The sequence below is a fragment of the Paraburkholderia sp. RL17-347-BIC-D genome (genome assembly GCF_046027915.1).
In the GTDB taxonomy this organism is placed as follows: domain Bacteria; phylum Pseudomonadota; class Gammaproteobacteria; order Burkholderiales; family Burkholderiaceae; genus Paraburkholderia.
Window position 1 is genome coordinate 413923 of sequence record NZ_JARESS010000001.1, and the last position, 23483, is coordinate 437405.

Genomic DNA, 23483 nt, shown 5'->3' on the forward strand with positions numbered 1-23483 from the left:
CGGAGGCGCGATAGGGAGCCGTCCAGTATCCGTCCTCGATCGAAAGCCTGTCAAACGCATACGCGGGCCGTGGCGGACGCCTACACTGGGTATTCATCGGCACGATCCCCGACAGGCTCGGGGCCATTCGCATCGGCAAGCGGCGCGCGCTTTTCGTCTGCGCTTTGAGCCCATGGGAAGGAGCCGGAAGCGGACCCGGGCGGCAGAGTGGCGCGCGCCGCCCGGCATTGGATGCAGGCGGCGAACATGGATATCGAGCAATGGCTGCACGTCCTGGGACTTGAGCAGTACGCGCTAGCGTTCGCGGCAAACGACATCGATCTGTCGCTGCTCGCGCAGCTGACCGATGGCGACCTGAAGGAGCTCGGGGTGCAGTCGCTCGGCCACCGCAAACGCATCCTCGCCGCCGCCGCGCGGGACTCGGCGACCGCGGGCCAGCCGGCGGCGCGGGCGCCCTTCGCCGTGGACACCCCTGCGGACGAACGCAGGCAGGTCACGATCCTCTTTGCCGATCTCTGCGGCTTCACGGCGCTGTCGCGCACGCTCGATCCGGAGGAACTGCGCGCGCTGATCGGCCGCTACACGGCGCTCGTCGACGGCATCGTGCTCGCCTATGGCGGCACGACCGACAGGCACATCGGCGATGCGGTGATGGCGCTGTTCGGCGCTCCCCGCGCGCACGAGACGGACACGCTGCGCGCGGCCCGCGCGGCGCTCGACATCCATGACGCGTTGACCCAGTTGAGCGCGCAAGCGGGGCGGACGTTGCAGGCACATGTCGGCATTGCGAGCGGCGAGGTGGTCGCGGGCGCGCTAGGCTGCGTCGACGCGCGGGACTACACCGTGACCGGCAATCCGGTGAACCTGGCCGCACGGCTCCAGACCGCGGCGGCGGCCGGTGAGACCTGGCTTTCCGATGACGTGGCGCGCGCGCTCGGCGATGCCGTTGTCTGCGACGCGATCGGTGAGCAGCGGTTCAAGGGCATCGATACGCCGGTGCGGGCATGGCGGCTGCGCGCCATCGCGAGCGAATCGGCGAAGGCGAGCCAGAGCCTTTTCGTCGGACGCCAGGCGGAGCTCGAACAGTTTCACGGTATCGTCCACGCGTGCATCGCGAGGCGGGCCGGCCACGTGGTCCTGGTGCGCGGCGAAGCGGGCATCGGCAAGACGCGTCTCGTCGACGAGATGCGCCGCTACGCGCAGTCGCAGGGCTTCGCCATCCATCGGGGCCTCGTGCTCGATTTCGGCGTGGGCAAGGGGCAGGACCCCGTGCACGCGATCGTCGGCAGCCTGCTCGGCCTGCCGGCCGGCGCATCGAGCGACGCGCGCCAGGCCGCCGCCACGCGTCTCGCCGCTGAGGGCGTCGTCAAGGCCGAGCAGCTCGCGTTTCTCCACGATCTCCTCGATGTCCCGCTCGCGGGCGAATGGCGAGCCCTCTACGACGCGATGGACCACGGCGCGCGCAAGCGCGGCAAGCAGGCGCTCGCCGCAAGACTGACCGAGGACGCGTGCAGGCAGGCGGCGACGCTGATCGTCGTCGAAGACCTGCATTGGGCTGACCCCGAAGTGCTCGACTATTTCGCCGCTTTCGCGTCGGGCATCTCGAACGGCCCGGGCCTCCTCGTGACGACCTCGCGCGTGGAAGGCGATCCGATCGATGCGGCGTGGCGCGCGCGCTGCCGGGACACCCCGTTCGCGACGATCGATCTCGGACCGCTGCGAAAGGACGAGGCCCTGAGCCTCGCGGGCAACTTCATCGACGCGACGCAGCGTGTCGCGCGCGCCTGCATCGAGCGCGCGGGCGGCAACCCGCTGTTCCTCGAGCAGCTATTGCGCAACGCGGAGGAGGGCGGCGGCAGCGCCGTGCCCGCCTCGATCCGCAGCCTCGTGCTCGCGCGGATGGACCGGCTCGCGCCACACGACCGCCTGGCCTTCCAGGCGGCCGCCGTGATCGGCCAGCGTTTCGACATCGCGTTGCTGCGGCGGCTCATCGACGATCCCGGCTACGTCTGCGACGGCCTGCTCGCCAATGCGCTCGTCCTGCCGGAGGGCGAAGACTTCCTGTTCGCCCATGCGCTGATTCAGGAGAGCGCGTACTCGACGCTGCTGCGCGCGCGCCGGCGCGAGTTGCACCGCTGCGCGGCCGACTGGTTCGCGCACGGCGACTCCACGCTGCACGCCCAGCATCTCGACCGCGCCGAGGACGAACACGCGCCGCGGGCCTATCTGGCGGCCGCGGGCGCGCAGCGCACGGCCCACCTGGTCGAGGCCGCGCTGCGCCTCGCCGAGCGGGGCCTCGAGGTCGCGCAGACAGATGCGGACCGGCACGCCCTGAGCTGTTGCAAGGGCGAGCTCCAGCGCGACCTCGGCGACATCGCGGGATCGACCGCTACCTATCGCGCGGCGCTGGCGGCCGCCCCCGACGACGCGAGTCTGTGCCGCTGTCAGCTCGGGCTTGCGGAAGGCCTGCGCGTGAGCGAAGGTCTCGACGAAGCGCTAGACCTGCTCGCGGCGGCGCAGCGGATCGCGGAGCGCGACGACCGGGTGGCTGAGCTCGCGAGCCTTCACCATCTGCGCGGCAACATCCTCTTTCCGCTCGGGAAGATCGATGCCTGCAGCGCCGAGCACGAACGCGGGCTCGCCTATGCGCGGCGCCTCGGCTTGCCGGAGGCGGAGGCCCGCGCGCTCGGCGGCCTCGCCGATGCCGCGTACGCGCAGGGGCGGATGCAGACCGCGTTCCGCCATTTCAGCGATTGCGTGGCCTTGAGCCGCGAGCACGGGTTCGGCCGCATCGAAGTCGCCAATCGTTCGATGCAGGGCTTCAGCCGCATCTATCTGAACGACGCGCGGCAGGCGTGCGAAGACGCCGTTGCCGCCGCGCGCGCCGCCGAGCTGATCGGGCAGCCGCGCGCGCAATTGCTGGGCGAGACGCTCGGCGTATTCGCCTGTTACGAGCTAGGCGATGTGCAGGCTGCACGGGTTCATCTGGAGCAGGAAATGCGGGTGATCCGGCAGTTGGGCGCGCGCCGATTCGAAGCGCAGAACCTGGAAATGCAGGCACGCGTATGGCTGGACGATGGATGCCGCGGCGAAGCGGTGAAAGCGCTTCGCGAGGCGCTCGCGATCTCGCGCGAAGTCGGCACGCAGTTCTGCGGGCCGAAGGTCCTGGGCGCTCTTGCCCGCGCGGTCGACGAGAACGACGAGCGTGCGCGGCTGCTGGTGGAAGGCGAGAATCTCCTGCGCCTCGGCGCGGTCGGCCACAACCACCTCTGGTTCTACCGCGACGCCATCGAAGCGATGCTGTCGGCCCGCGATCCGGCCGGCGTGCTGCTCTACGTGACGGCATTAGAGGACTACACGCGCCGCGAACCGCTGCCTTGGGCCGAGCTGTTCGCGGCGCGCGGCCGCGTGCTCGCGCGCACCCTGCGGGAGCACGCGGACGAAGCCGTGCGAAGCGAGCTCGGGCGCGTGCGAATCGAGCTGCTGCAGGCTGGCTTTCGGCACTACGTTGCCGCGGTCGATGCCGCGCTCGCCGCTTGAGGCGAGCGTCACGCCAGCGCCGCGTGTCTATCCGTCCGGCCGATCGAGTCCGCGCGGTTGCATGTCGGCCGGGGTCGAAGTGAGGCCTGAGCAGATGTAGAACTTCAGGCCTGGCGTTGCGACCTTGCGAGAAGTGACGGCCACGCTCGGCATCAGCGCAACATATGTCGGCGACCTGGATGGTCAAGACGCGGCCATGTACGTCATTCGCGCGCAAGGCCATCGAGCATTCGGACGTCGGCTGCGCACCGGCAACGATCAACCGCCGGGACGCATGTTGCGAATCGCCTTGTCGCGCGTTTGCTGCGCATCGACGATCAAGCGGTATGCGGCGTAATACTTGTAGATGTTGCGCACATACGTCGTGGTTTCGATGCCGATCTTCTCCGCGACTACGATCTCGACGTTATTGAACCACTTGTCCCGATCCAGCCCACGTGCGGTGGCTTCCGCGCGCATCCTGGCAATATTGGCGGCCCCCGCGTTATAACTCGCGAACGCAAACAATGCACGATTGGTGTCATCGAAGTGCGCGTCCTGAAAGTAGCGTGTCATCAGCCGATCCATGTATTTGGTGCCCGCATGGATGTTTGATTCGGTTACACCAATGTTTCCGACTGCCATTTCCTTGCCTGTTCCCGGCATCAACTGCATGACGCCGACCGCGCCAACGTGACTGCGCGCCGACTGGTTCAGCTGCGATTCCTGATAGCCCTGGGCGGCCAGCATCAGAGGATCGAAGCCATACTGCTTGCCATACTTCTCGAAGAGGGTCAGTGTTTCTTCGAAACGCTTGCGCTCCGCAGCACCTGAAGCATCAGTGACCTGCTTGATACGCTTCATGAACTGTGCGAGCCGATAGTCGATGACACCCTGCTTTTTGGCGAACTCGTTATAGAAATCGGTCGCCGCAGCCTGCAACTGCGGGCTGTTTTTCCTGATCGCCCAACCGACATAGCCTTCGCTGCGTACCACGAGATCCTCCCTGACCTTGATTCTGGGCAGAACCTGGGCCCATATCTTTGCTTTCCAGTCGTCGACCACCACGATGCCGAGCATCCCCGCATTTAGCATTTCGAGTATGTCCTCATCTTCGAGTGCGTCGGGCAGCAGCGTGATCTGCATGACCGGCTTGCCTCCTTTCCTGAACCGGTCGTTGAGCGCGGTCAGACTCTCGTAGTAACTCGTCACCTTACGTACATACACCTGCTTTCCCGCGAGGTCGTCCAGCGTGGCGATAGCCGGAGCGCGAGGACCGGTCACGATCAGTTCGCGGACCGGCTTGCGGTCACGCGGCGCAACAAAGTCGACAAGCTTGCGCCGTTCATCGGTCGCCGTCAGGTTGCCCGCCGAAATATCGCCCAAACCGGCCTGCAGGTTCGTCAGAAGTTTGTCCCGGGTTGTCGGAATCAGAAAGACCGTGACCGGGCGTTTGCCAAGCCGGCTGGCGTAGCGGGTGTTGACGTAACGTTCGAAGTCTCGTGCGAGTTCAGCGGTCAACCCGCGTTCTCGACCTTTGTCGGCGAAGTACAGCGTCCGGCTGTACGGCACGAGAAAGCGGATCATGCGGCGCTCGAGCATCGCGTCGAAGTCGCCGGTCCACGGTTTGACCGCGAGGTTCAACCGGCGGGCTTTCGCGACAGCGGCCGGGGGCGATGATGCGGGTGCGGCAGCGGACGCACTCTGTCCCGGCTCGGCTCGCGCCGGCGACAACGACGAGAGCACCGAGATCCCAACCAGCAGGGCGGCAAGAAAACGAAGTCCCGTCATGGCGTACCCTTCCCATGCGAACGATTGCCCGGAAAACGTATGACATTTTGCGTCGGCGTATTCGCGGTTCTGTCGCAGCAGGTCGCTACGGAGCTTCGACTGGCGATCGCGGTTGCACGCCCCCTGAGCCCGTGCATCGGATGCGGTGCGTGACAGCTAAAGGCTGCCACATATGCCGCATCGCTGCCACGCTATCCGCTCCATTACGAATCCCGTGGATGGGCGGATCGGTACGGACGAGCCGCCCTGAGTTGCACTACTTCAGCACACCAGTGCGCCTGGCGATATGCGTGGACATCGCGTCCATCAACGGCGGGTTGAGCGCGTCGTACGGTGGGAGTCCGAGCTCAGTGAGCCGTGCGCGCACGTCGTCCATCTGTTCCGGTTTCGCGCCGCCAGCTTCGATTACCGACGAGACGAAGGCCGCAAAGCGCGGCTCTTCCCAGCCGCTTTCATCGGAGAGTTCGACGTGAATGAAGTCGAGACCGTAGAACGGATGGTCACGGTTTTCTATCCGGCCATACATGTGCGCTCCGCACGCCTTGCAGGCATGACGTTGGATGGCCGCTTTCTCGTCGACGATCTGGAGCTTCTCGGCATGAGCGGTGACCGTGACCTTGTCGCGCGGCACCACGCCTATCATTGCGAAAGCTGCGCCAGCCGGTTTCCAGCATTTCGTACAGCCGCAAATGTGGTTGTGCGCGACGTTACTCTCTACCCGGACTTCGACTTTGTCGCTCGGGCATTGGCAGTGGAGCGTGCCGCCGGTGAAACCGGGGGTGCCCTTCTTGACGCCGGCGTCCACTGACGGGTGTATTGTCAAGGTACTCATTCTGTCACCTCCAATGTTTCTGAATGAAAATCGGCGCGATGAAGTTGCACCGAAGACGGCGCACAGTCGTGTCCTAGTAGTTGATCACCGTGCGAATCGATTTGCCGTCGTGCATCAGATCGAATGCTTCGTTAATCTGATCAAGCGGCAATCTGTGCGTGACGAACGGGGCAAGCTGAATATCGCCTCGCATGGCGTCTTCCACCATGCCCGGCAGTTGCGAGCGGCCCTTCACGCCACCAAATGCTGTGCCTTTCCATGTGCGGCCCGTCACCAGCTGGAACGGGCGTGTCGAGATTTCCTGACCGACCCCCGCAACACCTATGACGACGGACTGTCCCCAGCCGCGGTGTGCGCACTCGAGCGCCGCACGCATGATATTGACGTTGCCGATGCATTCGAATGAATGGTCGACGCCCCAACCGGTCATCTCGACGATGACCTGCTGGATCGGCTTTTCATGGTCTTTCGGATTCACGCAATCCGTGGCGCCGAAGACTTTCGCCAGCTCGAACTTCGAAGGGTTGGTGTCGATCGCGATGATCCGGCCGGCCTTGGCCTGGCGAGCCCCCTGAATGACAGCGAGCCCGATGCCGCCGAGTCCGAACACGGCGACGCTGTCGCCAGGCTGCACCTTCGCGGTATTGTGCACGGCGCCGATACCCGTTGTGACGCCGCAACCCAGCAGGCAGACCTGTTCGTGATTCGCAGCCGGATTGATCTTTGCAAGGGAGACTTCGGCGACCACGGTGTACTCGCTGAACGTCGAGCAACCCATGTAGTGATAGATCGGCTGGCCGTTGTAGGAGAAGCGGGTGGTACCGTCCGGCATCACGCCTTTGCCCTGGGTGGCACGTACGGCGACGCACAGGTTCGTCTTGCCCGACTTGCAGAACAGGCATTCGCCGCACTCCGCGGTGTAAAGCGGGATCACGTGGTCGCCGGGCTGGACCGAGGTGACGCCTTCGCCGATTTCCACGACAACGCCTGCGCCTTCATGGCCGAGCACGCAGGGAAACAGGCCTTCAGGGTCGTCGCCCGAGAGCGTGAAGGCGTCCGTGTGGCATACGCCCGTATGGGAGATCTTTACCAGCACTTCGCCTTTGTTCGGCGGCGCAACATCGATCTCGACGATTTCCAGGGGTTGTCCTGGACCGAATGCAACTGCAGCACGTGATTTCATGACTGATCCCTTAGTGACTTGCGCGATTAAATTTGTATAGACAAGTCTGCACAATTAAAACATCTGCCGCAAGAGGTTTTGATCCGGAAGCGGTCAATCCTCGGGAAACTCCTTACATATTAAGAGTACTTAGCATCATGCCGGGAAGCGTTGCACCAAGTGAATTGAAGTGCCCTCGCGAGTGTCTTTAGAAAAACTAAGCCTCGGCTGTAGTTCAAATCGTTTGATGATCTGCTGCTGTTGTTCCTATTCTTTGCCCACTGGACGATTGATTGAACACGAAAGGGGGCAGGGAATGTATTTGCGGAACGCGTGGTATGTCGTTGCCTGGAGCGACGAGATCGAAGACAAGCCGGTGAGGCGAATCATTCTGGAGGAGCCGGTCGTACTCTATCGCGGTTTGGAGCATGCGGTGATCGCGCTTGAAGATGCGTGCCCGCATCGCAAGCTGCCTCTTTCGATGGGCGAGGTGACGGGCGACAACCTGCGCTGTGGTTATCACGGACTGGAGTTCGGTCCCGACGGCGTTTGCGTGCATGCGCCGGGTCTTGCCAGGATTCCACCGAAGGCCTGCGTGAGACGCTATCCGGTAGCCGAACGCTACGGATTGGTCTGGATCTGGACGGGCAACCCCGAGTTGGCTGATCCCGACGAAATACTGACCGTTGCGCACTACGACGATCCGGCGTGGGGCGTCAATCTCGGTCCTGCGATGGACGTCAACTGCGGCTATCAGTACATGACGGATAACCTGCTCGATCCGTCTCACGTCACGTATGTCCACAAGACTTCGCTGGGTAACGTCGCCACCGCGGATGTACCAGTCAGGATGACGGTCCTCGATAACGGCGTGCTCGCCTCGCGATGGATGCTGGACTGCGAACTCGCGCCGTTCTTCCGCCCGTATGTGAGCTTCGCCGGACATGCCGACCGGCTGCAGCATTATGAAGTGCGCTATCCGTCGCACGCGATTATTCGCGACATCATTGCACCGGCGAATTCAGGCGCGCCGCAGGGGCAATTGCATCCGGACGTGTTCCTGCTCGATTCATATAACTTCGTTACGCCGGTGACCGGGCATAGCTGTCGCTACTTCTGGTTTCAGGTGCGCAACTTCCGGCCTGATTGCGCAGCGACAGACCGCGCGCTCACCGACGATTTCATCAGCGCCTTCAATGAGGATCTGGTCGTGCTGTCCGCGGTCGATGACGGTATGACGAACAAGCGAACGCCCAATACGGACATTGAAACCGACGCTGCGCCGCTGCGTTTTCGCCGCATGCTGCAAAAGATGATCGAAGCCGAACATGCTCCGCAACAGGTCGTTTCGTGACTTCCCTGGAGATACTGCGATGAGCGCCGGTACAGATACGATTGAAGTGCGCATCATTCACGTCAACGCGGCGGCTGACGACATCCGTGTGTTCCGGCTGGCCCGTACAGACGGTGCGGCGTTGCCGGCGTATGCGCCCGGCTCGCATATCGACGTTCATCTTCCGAATGGACGGGTGCGCCAGTACTCGTTGTGCGGCGCCGACGCCAGCGCATCGGAGTACCGCATCGCCGTCAAACGCGAACCCGCGTCCCGCGGCGGATCCGCATGGCTGCATAGCGCCGCGCAGGTCGGCACGCGCATGCGGATCGGGACGCCGCGCAACGCGTTTGCCTTGAGCGATACGGCAGATCAGCACCTTTTGATTGCCGGCGGAATCGGCGTCACGCCGATTCTCTCGATGGCCTACGCGCTCGCGACATCGCAAAAGCGGTACACGCTCGCCTATTTTGCTCGCAGCGACGCGTCTGTCGTATTCCGTACGGAGTTCGGACGATTACCTCTTGCGGACCACGCGCGTATCCACGTCGGCCTCTCGCCAGCCGCGACTCGCGAGTGTATTGCCGGTCTGCTGTCAGCCGCGTTGCCCAACACGCATCTCTATGTTTGCGGACCGCCCGCCTTCATGGAGATGACGGTAGGCCTTGCCCGCGACATGCTGGGCGAATCGTTCGTGCATCAGGAGTCGTTCGGCCCTGCGGTGCCGGTTGCCGGCGACGAACGCGAGTTTTCGGTACGGCTCGAAGGCAGGACCGACGCAATACCCGTCCCGCCAGGCAAGACCGTGCTGGCGTCTCTGCGCGAGGCGGGATTCGACCTGCCATCGTCGTGCGAAGTGGGCGTGTGCGGGACTTGCATGATGCGCGTTCTCGCGGGCGAGCCCGATCATCGCGACACCTATCTGACCGATGACGAACGCGCGGCCGGGACGTGCTTCCTGCCGTGCGTATCGAGGTCGAATTCATCCGTGTTGGTGCTTGACGAGTTGGCGTGAGCGGCACGGGTATTTGCATTCAAATCCATAGGCAGGGAGACTTCAAATGAACCTCAGTCGTCGGGACGTTGTAAAGGCAGTGGCTTGCGCGGCGTCCGTCATGGCCGTCGCGTTTTCTTCAACCAGCTACGCGAAGGAGTGGAAGACCGTCACCATTGCCCTCGAGGGCAGCTATGAACCGTGGAATCTGACACGTCCGGACGGCACGCTGAATGGGTTCGAACCGGAGCTTGCGAAAAATCTCTGCACGCGTATGCGCGTCCAGTGCAAACTGATCGCGCAAGACTGGGACGGGTTGATTCCCGGGTTGAACTCCGGCAAATTCGACGTGATCATGGATGCCCTGTCGATCAGTGACGAGCGTAAGAAGGCGATCACCTTTTCAAAGCCATATGCAAATACGCCAGCCGCTTTTGTCTCGGTCGGGTCGGGCGTGCTGCCGAAGCTGCCGCCAGGCGCCGTACCCATCAAGCTGACCGGCAATCCGGCAGTTGACAGGCCGGCCGTCGACCTGCTGCGCGTCAGCTTGAAGGGCAAATCGATCGGGATCGTCACGGGGACGGTCTACAGCAAATTCATCAACGAGAACTTCAAGGATATTGCGAGCATTCGCGAATACAAGAACGCTCCGGAACACGACATCGATCTGATCGCGGGACGTATCGACGTGGCGTTCGACGACGCATCCTACTATGCGTCCGCCTTGTCGAAACCCGCCAACGCGACGTTGGGATTCACCGGTCCGAAGATCGGCGGTCCAATCTGGGGGGACGGTGAAGCGCTCGGTTTGCGCAAAGCCGACACGGACCTGAAAGCCATGTTCGATCAGGCAATTGCCGCGGCGCTTGCTGACGGGACGGTGCACACGCTCAGTCAGAAGTGGTTCAAAACGGACGTCACGCCCTGAAGCTGAATTTATGGTCGAGACGCAGTTTGGCTTGACTGGTTTTTAACGAGCCGTCGATATCCCTGGAATCGACGGCTCGTTTGCCATTAGTGGAGCAGTTATTCGTGCAGCGCGCCGGTGATGTTCTCGACGACGCTCAGCAGATCGCCCTGCGTGACCAGTTCGTGAATGTGCACCATGTCCGGGTGGAAGAAGCGATCGTCCTCCACCTTGGGCACCTTCTGCCTGATCCGGGCGTAGACCGCTGCCGTGGCAGGCGAGGCGTCTGCCGGGTCGAAGAAATCCAGAGCCTGGGTCGCCACCATCAGTTCGATCGCGAGCACATGCTGGAGTTTCTGCGACGTCTCGTAAGCCTTGCGCGCGGCAAGATACGCAAAGCTCACGGGGTCTTCCTGATTGCCGCTCGTCGATACGCTATCCACGCTCGCAGGATGAGACAGGATACGCATTTCTCCGAGCAGGCCCGCGGCGGTGTACTGAACGATCATGTAGCCGCTATTCAGACCGGGGCGCGGCGCGAGGAACGCCGGCAGTTCGCTGAAGTGCGGGTTCACCAGCCGGTCGGTCCGGCGTTCGGAGATTTTGGCGAGATTGGTCATCGCGATGCAGAGGAGGTCGCTCGCGATGCCAACGAACGTGCCATCGAAATTCGCGCCTGAAATGGCGAGGCCGTCGCCCTCGTGGGGATAGATGACGGGGTTGTCGCCGCAAGAACCGACCTCGTCGAGAATGGCCTCGCGCGCATCATTGATGGCTCGCTTCGAGGCGCCATGGACTTGCGCCATGGCTCGCAGACTGTAGGTATCCTGCAAGCGGTAATCGACAAAGCGTTCGGTCAATGCGCTGCCGGCGAGAATTCGTCGCAGATTGTCGGCCGCGTTGGACTGGTCCCGGTGTTTCTTGACCGAGTGGTAGCGCGCGTCGAGCGAGCGTGTTGTGCCCTTGAGCGGCTGCAGGGACATGGCAGCGGCAATGTCGGCGACCTTGGACGCTTCCAGCGCGTTATGCAGCGCGAGCATGCCGATTGCGGTCACCGAGGTCGTGCCGTTGACCAGCGCGAGCCCTTCCTTGCAACGCAGGGTATGAGGTTTCAGGCCGGCTTTGTGCAGCGCTTCCAGACCGCTCATCCGTTCATCGCCATAGGTTGCCTCGCCTTCGCCAATCAGGACGAGGGCCATGTGCGCTTCGGGTCCGAGGTAGCCGACCGAGCCGTCACCAGGCGCTACCGGCGTGATGCCGTGATTGAGCAATTCCGCAATCTGCTGCAGTAAGTCGAGCGTGACACCGGAATAGCCTTTTCCAAGGCTGTTCAGGATCATGAGCTGAGTCGCGCGGACGACCTCGTGCGGCAGCGGGGCGCCCACCGAGACCGCGTGCGAGCGCACGATATTGCGTTGCAGATCTTCGGCCTCTTCCGGCCGGATCACGCGGGTGGAGTTGTCGCCGAATCCGGTGGTGACGCCGTAGACGAGGCGATTTTCCTCGAGAAACCGTTCGACCAGCATGCGCGAGCGCGACACGCGCTCGCAATATTTCTGCGAGAAGCGAACCTTCGCGCCATGTTTTGCGACCGCGATAAATTCCTCGATCGATATATCGTCATCGCCGAGCAGCACTTCGCTAATGTGCTTTGGACGAGCCCGCAGGCTATCGTGCCCTGTGTTCATGTTCATGCGTGATCCCTATGATTTGGCTGGTTAGCTGAAACCATGCGGCAGGCACGCAGCGGCAAACAGCGATGGCTGATGCGCATGGATTCGCTTTCGAGCATAGGGTGGCGCATAGACGCCGACAAACCATTTAATCTGCGGAGCCTCTATAGTTTTTCTAAAACACGAGCGGTGCGCCCGGTGTCCGTAGTGATGAAGGGTCAACCAAATATCGCGTTGATGTCGCGTTGCGTCTGCGCGGCTTCCTCGGTCAGCCAGTCGAGGAATTGCCGTGCGTCCGGCGCCTCGAGCGCGCCGGGTTGCCACACCAGGTAGTACGGATACGGCATGGGCAGCGAGATCCTGAAGGGTGCGATCAGCAGTCCCTGCGTCAGGCTATCGGCGGTGAAGAGTCCCTGACCGAGCGACACGCCTCTGCCGCGCAGCGTCGCATCGACGGCCATGCCCGAAAGCGAGTAGGTCAACGGAGCCAGTGTGTCTGGCACGGGGACGCCGGCTGCGCGCAACCAGTCGCCCCAGGTCGGCGGCGACCTCTCGTTCCAGCCCCACTCGACATGGACAAGCGGGTAGTGCAGCAAATCCGCGGGCTGCTCGATCGGGTGGTCCGCCCGCAGCAGTGACGGCGAGCACACGGGTGTCACCCGGTCGGTGAACAGGAGGCGGTAGTGGGCTCCGTCCGCGGGCGGCGTTCCGTACGTCATACGGACATCCCAATTGCTTTCGCCGCGCTTCGGCTCGCGATCCGTGGCCTCCACGTGGACGCGCACGCCGGGTGATAGCGTGTGCCACTTATCCAGCCGCGACGCAAACCAATGCGTTGCAACCGAAGGGAACGTGCTGAGTGTCAGGTGAAGACCATGCTGCGCCGCTTCCAGGGCCGTGTGCGCGGCATGAAAGCATTCGAAGCCGCGGGCCACGTGCTCGTGGTAGAGCTGGCCGAGCGCGGTGGGGCGCAGGCCGGTGCTTTCGCGGTCGAACAGCGCGACGCCGAGGAATTCTTCGAGCTGGCGGATCTGTTGACTGACTGCTCCGGGCGTCACGTGCAGTGATTCGGCGGCGGCGACGACATTCTTGTTGCGAACCACGGCATCGAATGCCTGGAGGGCGCGCAGCGGCGGCAAACGGTTCATCTTCGGGGTTCCGGAACTGGGCGGCACGCTGGCTATTCGGAGCGGACGCCAGCGCCCCGATATTAGTGTAAAAAGACGGTCTGAAGCTGCTCGCCAAAATAAGCAGGATGCAGCGTTCGCCGTGTCGCGGCGAGAGGCCGAAGTTGGATCGATAGCGGTGGTTGGGCCATGTCGCGCTTTACGCGAATGTGCGAGGAAGAATTCGAGGAGCATCAGGCCGCGCGCTTTGTCCGGCCATGAGGCCGGACAAAGCAGCCCGTTCACGTTCGGCGAACCAGGGCCTCGATTCGCCAGGCGCCGTCTCCTGAAAGCCGCTTCAAACCTTGACGACGGAGGCTTGATAGATCTCGTCGACGGATTTCTCGAGCGTCGTGTTGAATTCACTGTCGCTCATCGATGCCTTGAGCTCGTTGATCAAAGCCCGTGAGAAGCTGGCGATCATGCCGTGATTCGACGCGAGCCGTTTGCACGCGTCGGCTCGCGTGTAGCCGCCGGAAAGCGCGACTACCCGTGCGACACGCGGGTGCTCGATCAGCGGACGATAGAAGTCCGCTACGTCCGGTATGGTCAGCTTGAGCATCACTTGACGGCTATCCGGCAACGCATCGAGACCTTTGGTCAGTTCCGCGAGGAGGGTGGCTTCCGCCCCCGGCTTGTCCGGACTCTTGATCGAAATCTCGGGCTCGAGGATCGGCATGAGACCGTGCGCGTCGATCTGTGCGGCCAACTCGAACTGTTGCCTGGCAATCGCAGCGATCCCGGCTGGCGAATTCAGGTTGATGACCGAGCGCATCTTGGTGCCGCAGATACCGAGCTTCGCGGCCCTGGCAAGCAGATCGTCCAGGCCGGGAATCGGCTTCATCAACTGGACACCGTCGGCTTCGGCTTCCAGGCCCTTATCGACCTTCAGGAACGGTACGACGCCGCGCTCCTCCCACAGGAAGGTCGGAACGGGTTTCCCCTGCGCCTGTCCGTCCATGGTCGCTTCGAACAGGATGGCCCCGATGATCTTCTCCCCCGTAAAGGCGGGCGCCGTGATGATGCGCACGCGCATCTCGTGTATCAGCTTGAACATCTCGGCGTCATTGCTGTAGGCGCTCTCCGGAATGCCATAAAGCCGCAATGCGCCAGGGGTCGATCCGCCGCTCTGGTCCAGGGCGGCAAAAAATCCCTGTTTTTCACAAACTTGCGCCAGCATCTTCTCATCAGCCACGATCGTCTCCCTCTTCACGGTGGAATATCAAACCAGCATTTCTCGTCGCGACACGTTGCGTTCAATACGTTCAGTGTGACGATGTTAATGCAAATGTGGGACTCGATGAAAAAACGGTCGCCGGCGTCGGCTATCGAGGCTTGTGTCGTTTTTATTACGTGTGACGCCCAAACACTATTTAACATACACTTACATCGCATTTTGCTAGGCTTGCCGTCGCACGCGGCGCGGCTGGGGAGCAGGCCCATGGCCGCTCAATAGCCAGTCTGTCAGACGCCCCTTCGCGCACCAAACCGCGTGTTAAACCGATCTCCCGCCCTTCTCTCTGGGACACTGACATGAAGTCGAGAATCATCGCACCGCTTTTGATCGCTTCGTTACTTGGCACGTCCGTGGCCGCTTTCGCGCAGCCGCACCACGATGACCACGGCAATGGCCAGTCTTCGCACAACAAGGCAAACCCAGGTCACGGGGCTCCGCATGGAAAGGGTCACGGGCCTGCTCCGCACGACGCGTCGCGCGGAGGTCCTGGTGGTCCCATTCCTCATAACGACTGGCACAAGGGCGAGCGGCTTCCGGCGGAGTACCGCGATCATAATTACGTCGTCAACGACTGGCACGGGCATGGACTGCAAGCGCCGCCGCGCGGGTATCAGTGGGTGGGCGTGAACGGGGACTACGTACTCGCTGCCATCGCGACAGGGGTCATCGCCAACGTTCTGCTTTCCGGGCACTAAGCGGCCGGATCGATATCGATCGATCCGCCGAATCGCTGGACGTTGGTCGTTCTGCGAATATGAGGACCGTGCCCGCCCTTGGCGGCCATGGTTCTGCTTATGTCGCATGTTTTGGTTTGTATGCTGTCTTGACTGTCCGAGCGCGGCCGTTGCTGTTGAAATGACTTCTTGCTTATCCCAGGGAGCCCGCCATGCGTGAAGCAAAAGCAACCGCCGAACGTCTAGCTGCTTTTTCAGACGGCGTCTTCGCAGTGATCGTGACCATCATGGTGCTGGAGCTCAAGGCACCGGAGGAGCATTCGTTCTCGGCACTGTTGCCTCTATGGCCGATCGCCCTCAGCTACGCGGTGAGCTATCTTTTCGTCGCGATCATCTGGATCAATCACCATCACCTGATGCGGTTCGTCGGTCCGCCGACGCTGGGAATGATATGGGTCAACTTCGTTCATCTCTTCCTGGTTTCGCTGTTGCCGTTTGCGACCGCGTGGGTAGCAACGACCCAGCTCGCGTCGTCGTCCGTGATGTTTTACGCAGGTCTGTTTATATGTATCGACGCGGCGTACAACGTTTTCGAACATCAGGTATTGACTCAGGCGGATGCCAGCATGGTGTCCGCGCGTATGCGGCGTACAGCGAGATACCGATCGCTGATCGTCCTTGCGGGGTTCACGTCAGCCATGCTGGTTGCGATCGTCGCCCCGCGCGTCGGCTTCGGTCTGATATGCGTAGCGTTGACGCTCCACTTGAGGCCGGATCTCTCCGAGTTCAGGCCGTGACCGATCTTCAAGGGCAGCGTTTGTGAAAAGGCTGTTCGCCTCGAAAGAGGCGGACAGGTTCGTGCTCACAAATCAATGACGACGTCACCAGCCGGCTGGGAACAGCAGACAAGCACGTTCCCTTGCGCGGGCATGTCGAGCGGCTCGGGACTATAGTTCACCGCCCCCGAAACCAGTCCGCTTTCACAGTTGTGACAAACACCGGTTCGACACGACCATCGAACCGGCACGTCACACGCTTCGGCAAGCTCCAGAATGTTCGGATACAGCGCCGCATTCCAGTGCGCCGCGACGCCGCTGCGGGCAAATGAAACCAGCGGCCCGGTGTCGGCATCCTCTGTCGGCTGGTGCGGCGCGCGCGCCGAAGTGCCGACGATGCCCGGTGTCAAAGTCTCACCACCGGTGAAGATTTCAGCGTGAATCCGTTCCGGCGCGACGCTCATCCCGGCGAGCACCATTTTCATGTCCGCCATGAAGCGCGTCGGGCCGCAGAGGTAGAAATCCGCACCTTGCGGCACGCCTGCCTCGTCGAGTGCCGTCCCCGAGAGGTGGCCGATCGCATCAAAATTCTCGCCGATGCGCTCGCTCGCATCCGGCCGGCTGTAGCAGACATAGCTGCGCCCGTGCGTCAGTTTGTGCACCAGAGCGCGGGCATCGTCCGCGAATGCATGGTGCTGCCGATCGCGAGCGCCGTGGAGCCACCACACCTGCCGCGTCGAGCCCGCCGCGGCCAGCGCGTGCAACATGGCAAGAACCGGCGTCACGCCGATTCCCGCGCTGAGAAGAACAAGCGGACCGTCTCCCGGCTGCAGAACAAAGCTGCCGCGTGGCGCACTGACATCGAGTGCATCGCCTACACGGACGTGCGCTTGCAGGTAGGTTCCCGCTGCCCCATGCGGCTCGACCTTGACGCTGATCCGATAGCGCTCGGCCGATGCTTCGCCCGAAAGCGAGTAGCTGCGAAAGAGTGGCGGGCCGTCGGCGGGCCGTGGCAGACGCAACACCACGTACTGACCGGGCAGCGCCGTTTGCAGCGGTTGACCGTTCGCGCTTTGCAACGTCAGCGAGAGCACATCGGCGCACGCCGGTTCAATCGCCGTCACCGTGAGTGACCGGAATCCGGGGGCAACCGGATGCGCGGCAGCGGCGGGTGCAAGGCCTGCATTCCCGCTCGCTGCACCCGTCGTCTGGTCGCGCAACAACGCCTCGAACGACCCACGCCAGCCGGGCGATAGTGCCTCGATGCGCAAGGCCTGCTCCAGCCGATCGCGCGGATGATGAGGGGAATACAGGAGCGCATTGATCTCGGCGACGCTCATGCGCTCTGTTGCCTCGCCGACTTTCACGATGTCGTCGCCGGCGCCGACGGCACCCTCCTGCAGGACGCGCAAATAGAAACCCGGCCGTCCGCTGGATGTCAGCAACGCAGGCATGCGGGGCTCGTTCGTCCGAATGCCGACGCGATAGCAGGTCACGCGAGGTTGCGTCACCTCGAACAAGGCCGTGCCGATCCGATAGCGGTCGCCGATGCACACGTCGGAGTCCGGCATGCCTTCGATCGTGAAGTTCTCGCCGAACTGTCCGTAGACGAAGTCGGTCCGCTTCAGTTGCGCCTGCCAATGGCGATAGGACTCGATCTGGTAGACGAACACGGCTCGCTGCTCGCCGCCGTGCCCAGCCAGATCGCCCTGGCCGTCGCCGGTCAGATTCAGGCGGCCGGCCCAACAACGCGCGTGCGCCGGCTCCTTCCAGATTCCCGTGTAGACCGTGCGGCCTTTCCAGTCAATGTCGCGCGGCAGTCCGACATTCACCGAGAGCAATCGAGCCATGCTTCCTCCTGAATCACGAGAGCGCGCCTACAACGTCAGCTCATGGCCAGCGCACAATCACACGCAATAGCATGCCACGTCAATGCGCACTGTCCTGTCTGGCATACGTTGACTCCCACCCGCCGCCGAGCACCTTGCATAACGTGATGAGATTCGCGTCGGCGTCGGCCTTGCTTTGTTCGAGGTTGCTCTGCGCATCGAGCAACTGTTTCTGCACGTTCAGCACGTCGAGAAAATCGACCGCACCGGCCTTGTACCTTTGCCGCGCAATCGACAGCGCACGCTGGTTCAGGCTCACGACCGTTTTCAGGCGATCACGCCGCCGCTGTTCCGCGTCATAGACGACGAGCGCATCGTCTACCTCGCGCCATGCCTGAAGCACGGTGTGCTTGTAGACGATCGCCGCCTCCTGCTGCTGTGCCTCGCGCAGATGAAGCGTGCCCTTGAGGCGCCCGCCTTCGAAGATAGGCAGCGTGATCGACGGTCCCACGACAAACTGCCCGGACGCCCAGTCGGCGAGATTCGAGAGCTGCAGGCTCTGGAACCCCGCGCTGCCGTTCAGCGAGATGCGTGGATAGAAGTCGGCCTTCGCCATGCCGATCGTCGCGGTGGCCGCGTGCAGCTGAGCCTCCGCTTTCCTGATGTCGGGTCTGCGCTGCACCAGTTCCGACGGCACGCCAATGGGCACCTGATCAGGCAGCGCCGGTACATCGTGCGGCTCGGCGAGCATCTGTTTTAATGCGCCCGGTTCCTTCGCCAGTAGCACGCCAATCGCATTGATGGTGGTCTCGTTGCGCGATTCGAGCGTCGGGATCAGGCTTTCGATCGACTCCGCCTGGGCCATCGCGTTGGCTACATCCAGCTCCGTGGTGACGCCTTCATGCACCCGCGTTTGCGTGAGCTTCGTGGCGTCGTGCGCGATCTCCAGGTTCTGTTTCGCGATTTGCAGCAGCGCTTGCGTGTCGCGCAACTGGATGTAGTCGCGGGCGAGTTCGGCGCGGGCAGACAACAGGATCGCGTTGCGGTCCTCGTACGACGCATCGGCGAGCGCCGACGCGGCCTCGACTCCGCGTCGGGCACGACCCCAGAAATCGAGCTCCCATGATGCATCGAAGCCGAACTGGTAGAGATCGTAAGCGGGCGAGCCTTTGGCGCCCGGCAACGGCGCCACGCCTAGCGGCGCGCTGCCCGATGCAGACTGCGGCTGACTTCCCGTCGGGGTGACGCCAAGCAGCGACAGGATGCCGTTCGGACTTCCGCGCTCGCGGTTATAGGAGGCGGCGCCGGCCAGCGTCGGATATTCTTCGGCACCGGCAATGCGCTGTTCCGCCCGGCTTTGCCGCAGGCGCGCCGACGCGGCCGCGACGTCGAGATTCGCATCGCTCAGCTGGTTCTCCAGCGAGTCCAGCACGGGATCGTTGAACAGCGTCCACCATTGCGGACTGAATTCGGATTCGACCGCTTTGCTCGAAGCCTGCGCGGTCTGGGTGCGGTTGAACACGTCGGGCGTCGCCGTCTGCGGACGTTCGAAGTTCGGGCCGACCAGGCAGCCCGTGAGCAGGGAGCTCAGCAGCAACGCGAGCGCCGGTGTGCGGAGGGAGAAGTCGCTCGCATTCATTTCGCGTCCGCTCCCGCGATGCGCATATCGGCACGCTTGCCGACGGCGACCTCCGTTTCGACGGACAGGCCCACGCTCAAAGCGGACGCGGCCTGTTGTCCGTGGTCGATCGTGATCTTGACCGGCACGCGCTGGACGACCTTCGTGAAGTTGCCCGTTGCGTTATCGGGCGCGATAGGCGCGAAGCTCACACCTGTGGCGGGGGCAAGACTATCGACGTGTCCCCGGATCACTTCGCCCGGAAAGCTGTCGACCTTGATCCGAACAGCGTCGCCGGGCCGCATCCGGGCGAGCTGGTTTTCCTGGAAGTTGGCGACGATATAGGCGTCCGACAGCGGCACGATCGCGAGCAGCGGCGCGCCGGTCGTCACGAATGCGCCGACCCTTGCCGAACGCCGTCCAACCTTGCCGTCGACGGGCGCGCGGATCTCCGTATACGACAGGTTGAGCTTCGCCTGTTCGAGCGCGGCTTCGGCGTGCGCCAACGCGCCGGCCGCCTTGTCGCGCTGGGTCTTCAGCACGTCGAGGTTCTGCTCGGTCGCCACGAGTGCGGCCCGGTTGCGGGCCTGCTGCGCGAGTTCCTCGGCCAGCGCGCTTGCGGCGTGCTGCTGCTCCTGCGTCGTGCCCGCGCCGGTTTCCGAGAGATTGCGGTAGCGCGAGGCGTTCGCACGCGCAAACTCGAGCGTCGCGTCATCCGCGCGAAGCGTGGCACGCGCCTGATCGACGAGCGCGGGCTGCCGCGCAATCTCGGCCTCGTAGTTCGCGACCGATGCCTTCGCTGCCGCCACGTCCGCCTGCGCGCTCATCAACGCGGCGTGGAAGTCGCGGTCGTCGATGCGTACCAACAATTGCCCGGCTTTCACCTGCTGGTTGTCTTCGACGAGCACCTCGGAAAGCTGGCCCGCGACACGCGGCGCGACCAGCGTGAAGTCGGCCGTCACATAGGCATCATTGGTGGTCTCGCTGGTCGAGCCGGTGAATAGCCAAAGGCAGGCCGCCAGTACAGCGACGCCGAGTATGAGCACATACGCGGCAAGACGGATCGTTCTGGGAGGAAATCGGGTAGCGGATGACATAGATAGCGGCGCTTAGCGGGAAGAGGGCGGCGTTGTGCTCCAGGGCGGATAAACGCGCACGGGTAACACCGGAATAACGAAAAGGAAGGCGACGGCGATACCCGCCATCACGCGATAGAGATCCGCCGATGTCAGCACGACGGCCTGCTCGTGGATCCGGTGTGCGAGTTCGCCGATGCTGTGAGCCGCATCGATGCTCTGGCTCGTGACCAGCGCGTTGTTGCCCAGGTGGTCCACCAGCATGCTCGAATGGAAATGCTCGCGTGCCGTACCGAGCCCATCGATGAGACCGGTTGCCGCTGCGCCGGTAAATGTTTTGAGCGTGTTGAACATGGCCGAGGCAAACGGACCTTCCGTTGGGGGCAGGCCGGTCGTGACGCCCATCAGGATGCCCATGATCACCATCGGCTGAGCAACGATCTCCAGCGACTGAAGCCAGTAAAAGTTCTCGCGAATCCACTCGGAGGTCATGAAGCTCCCCAGAAAGCACGTGGTGGCGATCAGGCAAAGTCCAATGGCCATGACCCAGCGGTGGTCGACCTGCCGGAGATTGAGCAGGGCGGCAGTCGCGGGCAGCGCAATCAGTAGCGGAATGGCGACGAGCAACGACAGCGGCGCGGTTTGCAGCGGCCGGTAGCCGTGAATCTGCGCGAGATACTGGCCGGGTATGGCGGCGACGCCCACCAGCAGGATCACCGCGCCGACCAGTGTGAGAAGCCCGTGCGCGAAGTTCCGGCGGGCAAGCAGTTGCAGTTTGAAAAACGGCAGCGGATGAAACCACTCGTTGACAAGGAATGCCACGAACAACAGCGTCCCGCCGCAAAACATCGTGGAGATAAACGTCGAATTCAGCCAGTCAAGCCGATCGCCCTGCAGCAGGCCGATGACGAGCATGGCGATGGCGGGATAGCCGAGCAGGAATCCGGTCCAGTTGAATGAACGGAACCGTTCGAGTCTGGTTGGATCGGCTGGAAGCCCCTTGTAGATCGCCACGCAGCTCACGAGGCCAAGCGGCACGATTTGCCAGAAGGCCATTTGCCAGCCGACATATTCGGTCCACAACGCGGCGAGCGGCGTGCCGAGCGCCGGTCCGAAGGTCGCGGTGAGTGCGTAGCCCGCGAGTCCGTATAACTTGACCCTCGGGGGCAGGTAACGCAGCGCGACGATGATCAGCATCGGCGGCAGACATCCGCCTGCGACGCCCTGCAGCGCACGCAACACATAGAGCGTCAGCAGGTTCGGCGCGAAGGGACACAGAAATCCAAGCAACATCACGGCCAGCACCGCGCCGATCGTGAATCGCTTCAGCGTGAACGTCACGCCGAACCACGGCGCGAACACCATCGTGGCCACGTTCGTCGCCTCGAAGAGCGCGGTCAGCCAGGTTCCATCGTCACGTCCGATCGAGAATGCGCCGCGAATATCAGCGAGCGCCACCGCGGTGACCTGTTCGTTCAGTATCGCCAGCAGCGACGCCAGCAGCATTCCGATCAGGCCGATAGCGAGGCGCAGGGGCAACTCGGCTTCGGTGGGTGTCTGCTGCACAGGAGTCCCTGTCTGGGGCACAGAGACCGGCGTCGACGATGGCGCGAGCTTCGCTTCTCCTGTTCCAGTTATCGATGGGTTGGCGGTGTTCATAGGGGTCCGGCTACCAGTGTTTAATGGGGCATTCCGTCGGGAATTCTTCCTGCCATGCCCGGTGTTCGCGAAGATCCAGCCGGCTAGCTACCGTATTGCCGCCGCGCGGTGGGTTTATGAATTCTAGGAGGCGGCCCGGCTTTCTTAAAGCTGACACATGTCGCGTATCTGGCCATTTCGTGCGCGAATCTGGCCAAGGTCATTGTCGCTCCATGGACAACGTGCGAACCCCCGGCAATGAATCTTTTCCATTCGGTCAACAGAACACGTTTCACCGACATGGGGCGGCACGAACAGCCACCTTTTTGTAGCGGCCGAGGGTAACCGTAGATGAATCGCGCGAATGCGGAAGCGGCATACCATTACGCCACTGGCCGCCGCCTCGTTACAGAAATGCCGAATTCGCGCGGCGTCCGGCTCACGCCTTGGGCTGCGCCTCGGCGAAGTATTGAGGCGCCTCGCGGCGATCGAACATTCCGTACTCCCGGACAACGCGGATGTGCCGCAGGCGCACGAACTTCGGCAGGGTCGTATTGCGCTCGAAGGCTTCAGCGGCCGCGAGGTCTTCCCACGTCGCTACCGCGATGACGTCGCCGGGTGTCATCAACGCGTCGAATGCGTCCCAGGCGACGAGACCGGGCGCCTTCGTATCGAGTCCCAGCGATTGCGCAACCGCGTCCGCGCTCACCAGCTTGACCCAATCCGGTGCGTACGTGGCATCGAGTAGCGTTATCGCCTTGCCTACTCCCGTTTCGGTGGTGTCGAGCCGTTGCTCGATCAACGTCTGCCCGGCAGGTACGCACGTATCCGCGACGGTCTGGCCAATGCGCAAACGGTAGTCGGCAAACACACGATCGCGCGCCGCCTGCTGCACCTTGTGATGGTTCGTCGTCACTCGCCAACGTATCAGCGACTTCTCATCGCGCCAGCTCGATAGAGAAAGCAGCCATCCCTCGCGTGTCAGACTTGCGTAGCGGGTATTGTCGACGAAACCATCGATCGCTTCGAGCTCCGGGCGCAGCATCTTGGCCATGCCGAGATAGGCGTCGAATTGTTCGGATAACGGATTGACTTCGAGCATTGCAGAAAACATGGATTCCTTCGTCTGGTTGAGGATGCCTGGTCATGTGGGGACAGGTAACCGTAGCGATGCAGTCGATTCATCACCATGTGACTGTCGCGCGATGGGTCATTTGATTGTCGGAGATGGAGAGGGCTTCTTGAAGCCTCATCAGGC

The 23483-nt window shown here is 62.8% G+C and carries 17 protein-coding genes; 6 read left to right on the plus strand and 11 right to left on the minus strand.

The genetic code is table 11. The features are described from left to right. Positions 1-246: 246 nt before the first annotated feature. Entirely contained in the window at positions 247-3540 is a 3294-nt protein-coding gene (locus tag P0D96_RS01965) for an adenylate/guanylate cyclase domain-containing protein (RefSeq protein WP_408311165.1), read from the plus strand. Positions 3541-3798: 258 nt separating this feature from the next. On the opposite strand, the gene P0D96_RS01970 is transcribed toward P0D96_RS01965, so the two are convergent. The 3 genes from P0D96_RS01970 to P0D96_RS01980 all read right to left on the minus strand — a co-directional run bounded on the left by P0D96_RS01970 (position 3799) and on the right by P0D96_RS01980 (position 7325). Next, positions 3799-5310 (minus strand): MltF family protein, encoded by a 1512-nt coding sequence (locus P0D96_RS01970; protein ID WP_408311168.1) that lies wholly within the window; start codon positions 5308-5310, stop codon positions 3799-3801. 256 nt (positions 5311-5566) lie between these two features. Further along, a complete protein-coding gene (gfa, locus tag P0D96_RS01975) occupies positions 5567-6142 on the minus strand; it encodes an S-(hydroxymethyl)glutathione synthase (RefSeq protein ID WP_132374384.1) in 576 nt (191 codons plus the stop codon). 73 nt (positions 6143-6215) lie between these two features. Continuing rightward, positions 6216-7325 carry an S-(hydroxymethyl)glutathione dehydrogenase/class III alcohol dehydrogenase gene (locus P0D96_RS01980; protein ID WP_408311171.1) on the minus strand — a complete coding sequence of 370 codons (1110 nt, stop codon included), beginning with the start codon at positions 7323-7325 and terminating at the stop codon, positions 6216-6218. A 295-nt stretch (positions 7326-7620) separates the two neighbouring features. Between P0D96_RS01980 and P0D96_RS01985 the strand changes: the two genes are divergently transcribed. The 3 genes from P0D96_RS01985 to P0D96_RS01995 all read left to right on the plus strand — a co-directional run bounded on the left by P0D96_RS01985 (position 7621) and on the right by P0D96_RS01995 (position 10559). Continuing rightward, positions 7621-8658: an aromatic ring-hydroxylating dioxygenase subunit alpha gene (locus tag P0D96_RS01985; protein ID WP_408311174.1), complete on the plus strand. Its 1038-nt coding sequence runs from the start codon at positions 7621-7623 to the stop codon at positions 8656-8658. Positions 8659-8677: 19 nt separating this feature from the next. Then, positions 8678-9652 (plus strand): PDR/VanB family oxidoreductase, encoded by a 975-nt coding sequence (locus tag P0D96_RS01990; protein WP_408311177.1) that lies wholly within the window; start codon positions 8678-8680, stop codon positions 9650-9652. Positions 9653-9752: 100 nt separating this feature from the next. Then, positions 9753-10559, plus strand: a complete 807-nt coding sequence (locus P0D96_RS01995) for a transporter substrate-binding domain-containing protein (protein WP_408311668.1) — start codon at positions 9753-9755, stop codon at positions 10557-10559. Positions 10560-10657: 98 nt separating this feature from the next. Here P0D96_RS01995 and hutH read toward each other — a convergent pair whose 3' ends face one another. The 3 genes from hutH to P0D96_RS02010 all read right to left on the minus strand — a co-directional run bounded on the left by hutH (position 10658) and on the right by P0D96_RS02010 (position 14572). Beyond that, complete coding sequence (hutH, locus tag P0D96_RS02000; RefSeq protein WP_408311180.1) at positions 10658-12232, minus strand: histidine ammonia-lyase; 1575 nt, start codon at positions 12230-12232, stop codon at positions 10658-10660. A gap of 197 nt (positions 12233-12429) precedes the next feature. Continuing rightward, complete coding sequence (locus P0D96_RS02005) at positions 12430-13359, minus strand: LysR substrate-binding domain-containing protein (protein WP_408311183.1); 930 nt, start codon at positions 13357-13359, stop codon at positions 12430-12432. Positions 13360-13675: 316 nt separating this feature from the next. Then, a complete protein-coding gene (locus P0D96_RS02010; protein WP_132374391.1) occupies positions 13676-14572 on the minus strand; it encodes a fructose bisphosphate aldolase in 897 nt (298 codons plus the stop codon). Positions 14573-14910: 338 nt separating this feature from the next. Here P0D96_RS02010 and P0D96_RS02015 point away from each other — a divergent pair, with 338 nt between their 5' ends. Continuing rightward, on the plus strand, positions 14911-15309 hold the full coding sequence (locus P0D96_RS02015) for an RcnB family protein (RefSeq protein ID WP_408282166.1): 399 nt from the start codon (positions 14911-14913) through the stop codon (positions 15307-15309). Between the two features lie 191 nt (positions 15310-15500). After that, positions 15501-16085, plus strand: coding sequence for a TMEM175 family protein (locus tag P0D96_RS02020; protein WP_408176632.1), 585 nt, complete (start codon positions 15501-15503; stop codon positions 16083-16085). 65 nt (positions 16086-16150) lie between these two features. Here the strand turns inward: P0D96_RS02020 and P0D96_RS02025 are convergent, their stop codons facing one another. The 5 genes from P0D96_RS02025 to P0D96_RS02045 all read right to left on the minus strand — a co-directional run bounded on the left by P0D96_RS02025 (position 16151) and on the right by P0D96_RS02045 (position 23339). After that, on the minus strand, positions 16151-17914 hold the full coding sequence (locus tag P0D96_RS02025; RefSeq protein ID WP_408282168.1) for an MOSC domain-containing protein: 1764 nt from the start codon (positions 17912-17914) through the stop codon (positions 16151-16153). Positions 17915-17993: 79 nt separating this feature from the next. Continuing rightward, on the minus strand, positions 17994-19532 hold the full coding sequence (locus tag P0D96_RS02030; protein WP_408176635.1) for an efflux transporter outer membrane subunit: 1539 nt from the start codon (positions 19530-19532) through the stop codon (positions 17994-17996). Continuing rightward, positions 19529-20608, minus strand: coding sequence for an HlyD family secretion protein (locus tag P0D96_RS02035; RefSeq protein ID WP_408176636.1), 1080 nt, complete (start codon positions 20606-20608; stop codon positions 19529-19531). Before P0D96_RS02035 ends, P0D96_RS02030 begins: the two co-directional genes overlap by 4 nt. Before the next feature lie 12 nt (positions 20609-20620). Continuing rightward, on the minus strand, positions 20621-22246 hold the full coding sequence (locus P0D96_RS02040; protein ID WP_408311187.1) for an MFS transporter: 1626 nt from the start codon (positions 22244-22246) through the stop codon (positions 20621-20623). 418 nt (positions 22247-22664) lie between these two features. Continuing rightward, complete coding sequence (locus P0D96_RS02045; protein WP_408282174.1) at positions 22665-23339, minus strand: antibiotic biosynthesis monooxygenase family protein; 675 nt, start codon at positions 23337-23339, stop codon at positions 22665-22667. Positions 23340-23483: the final 144 nt, after the last annotated feature.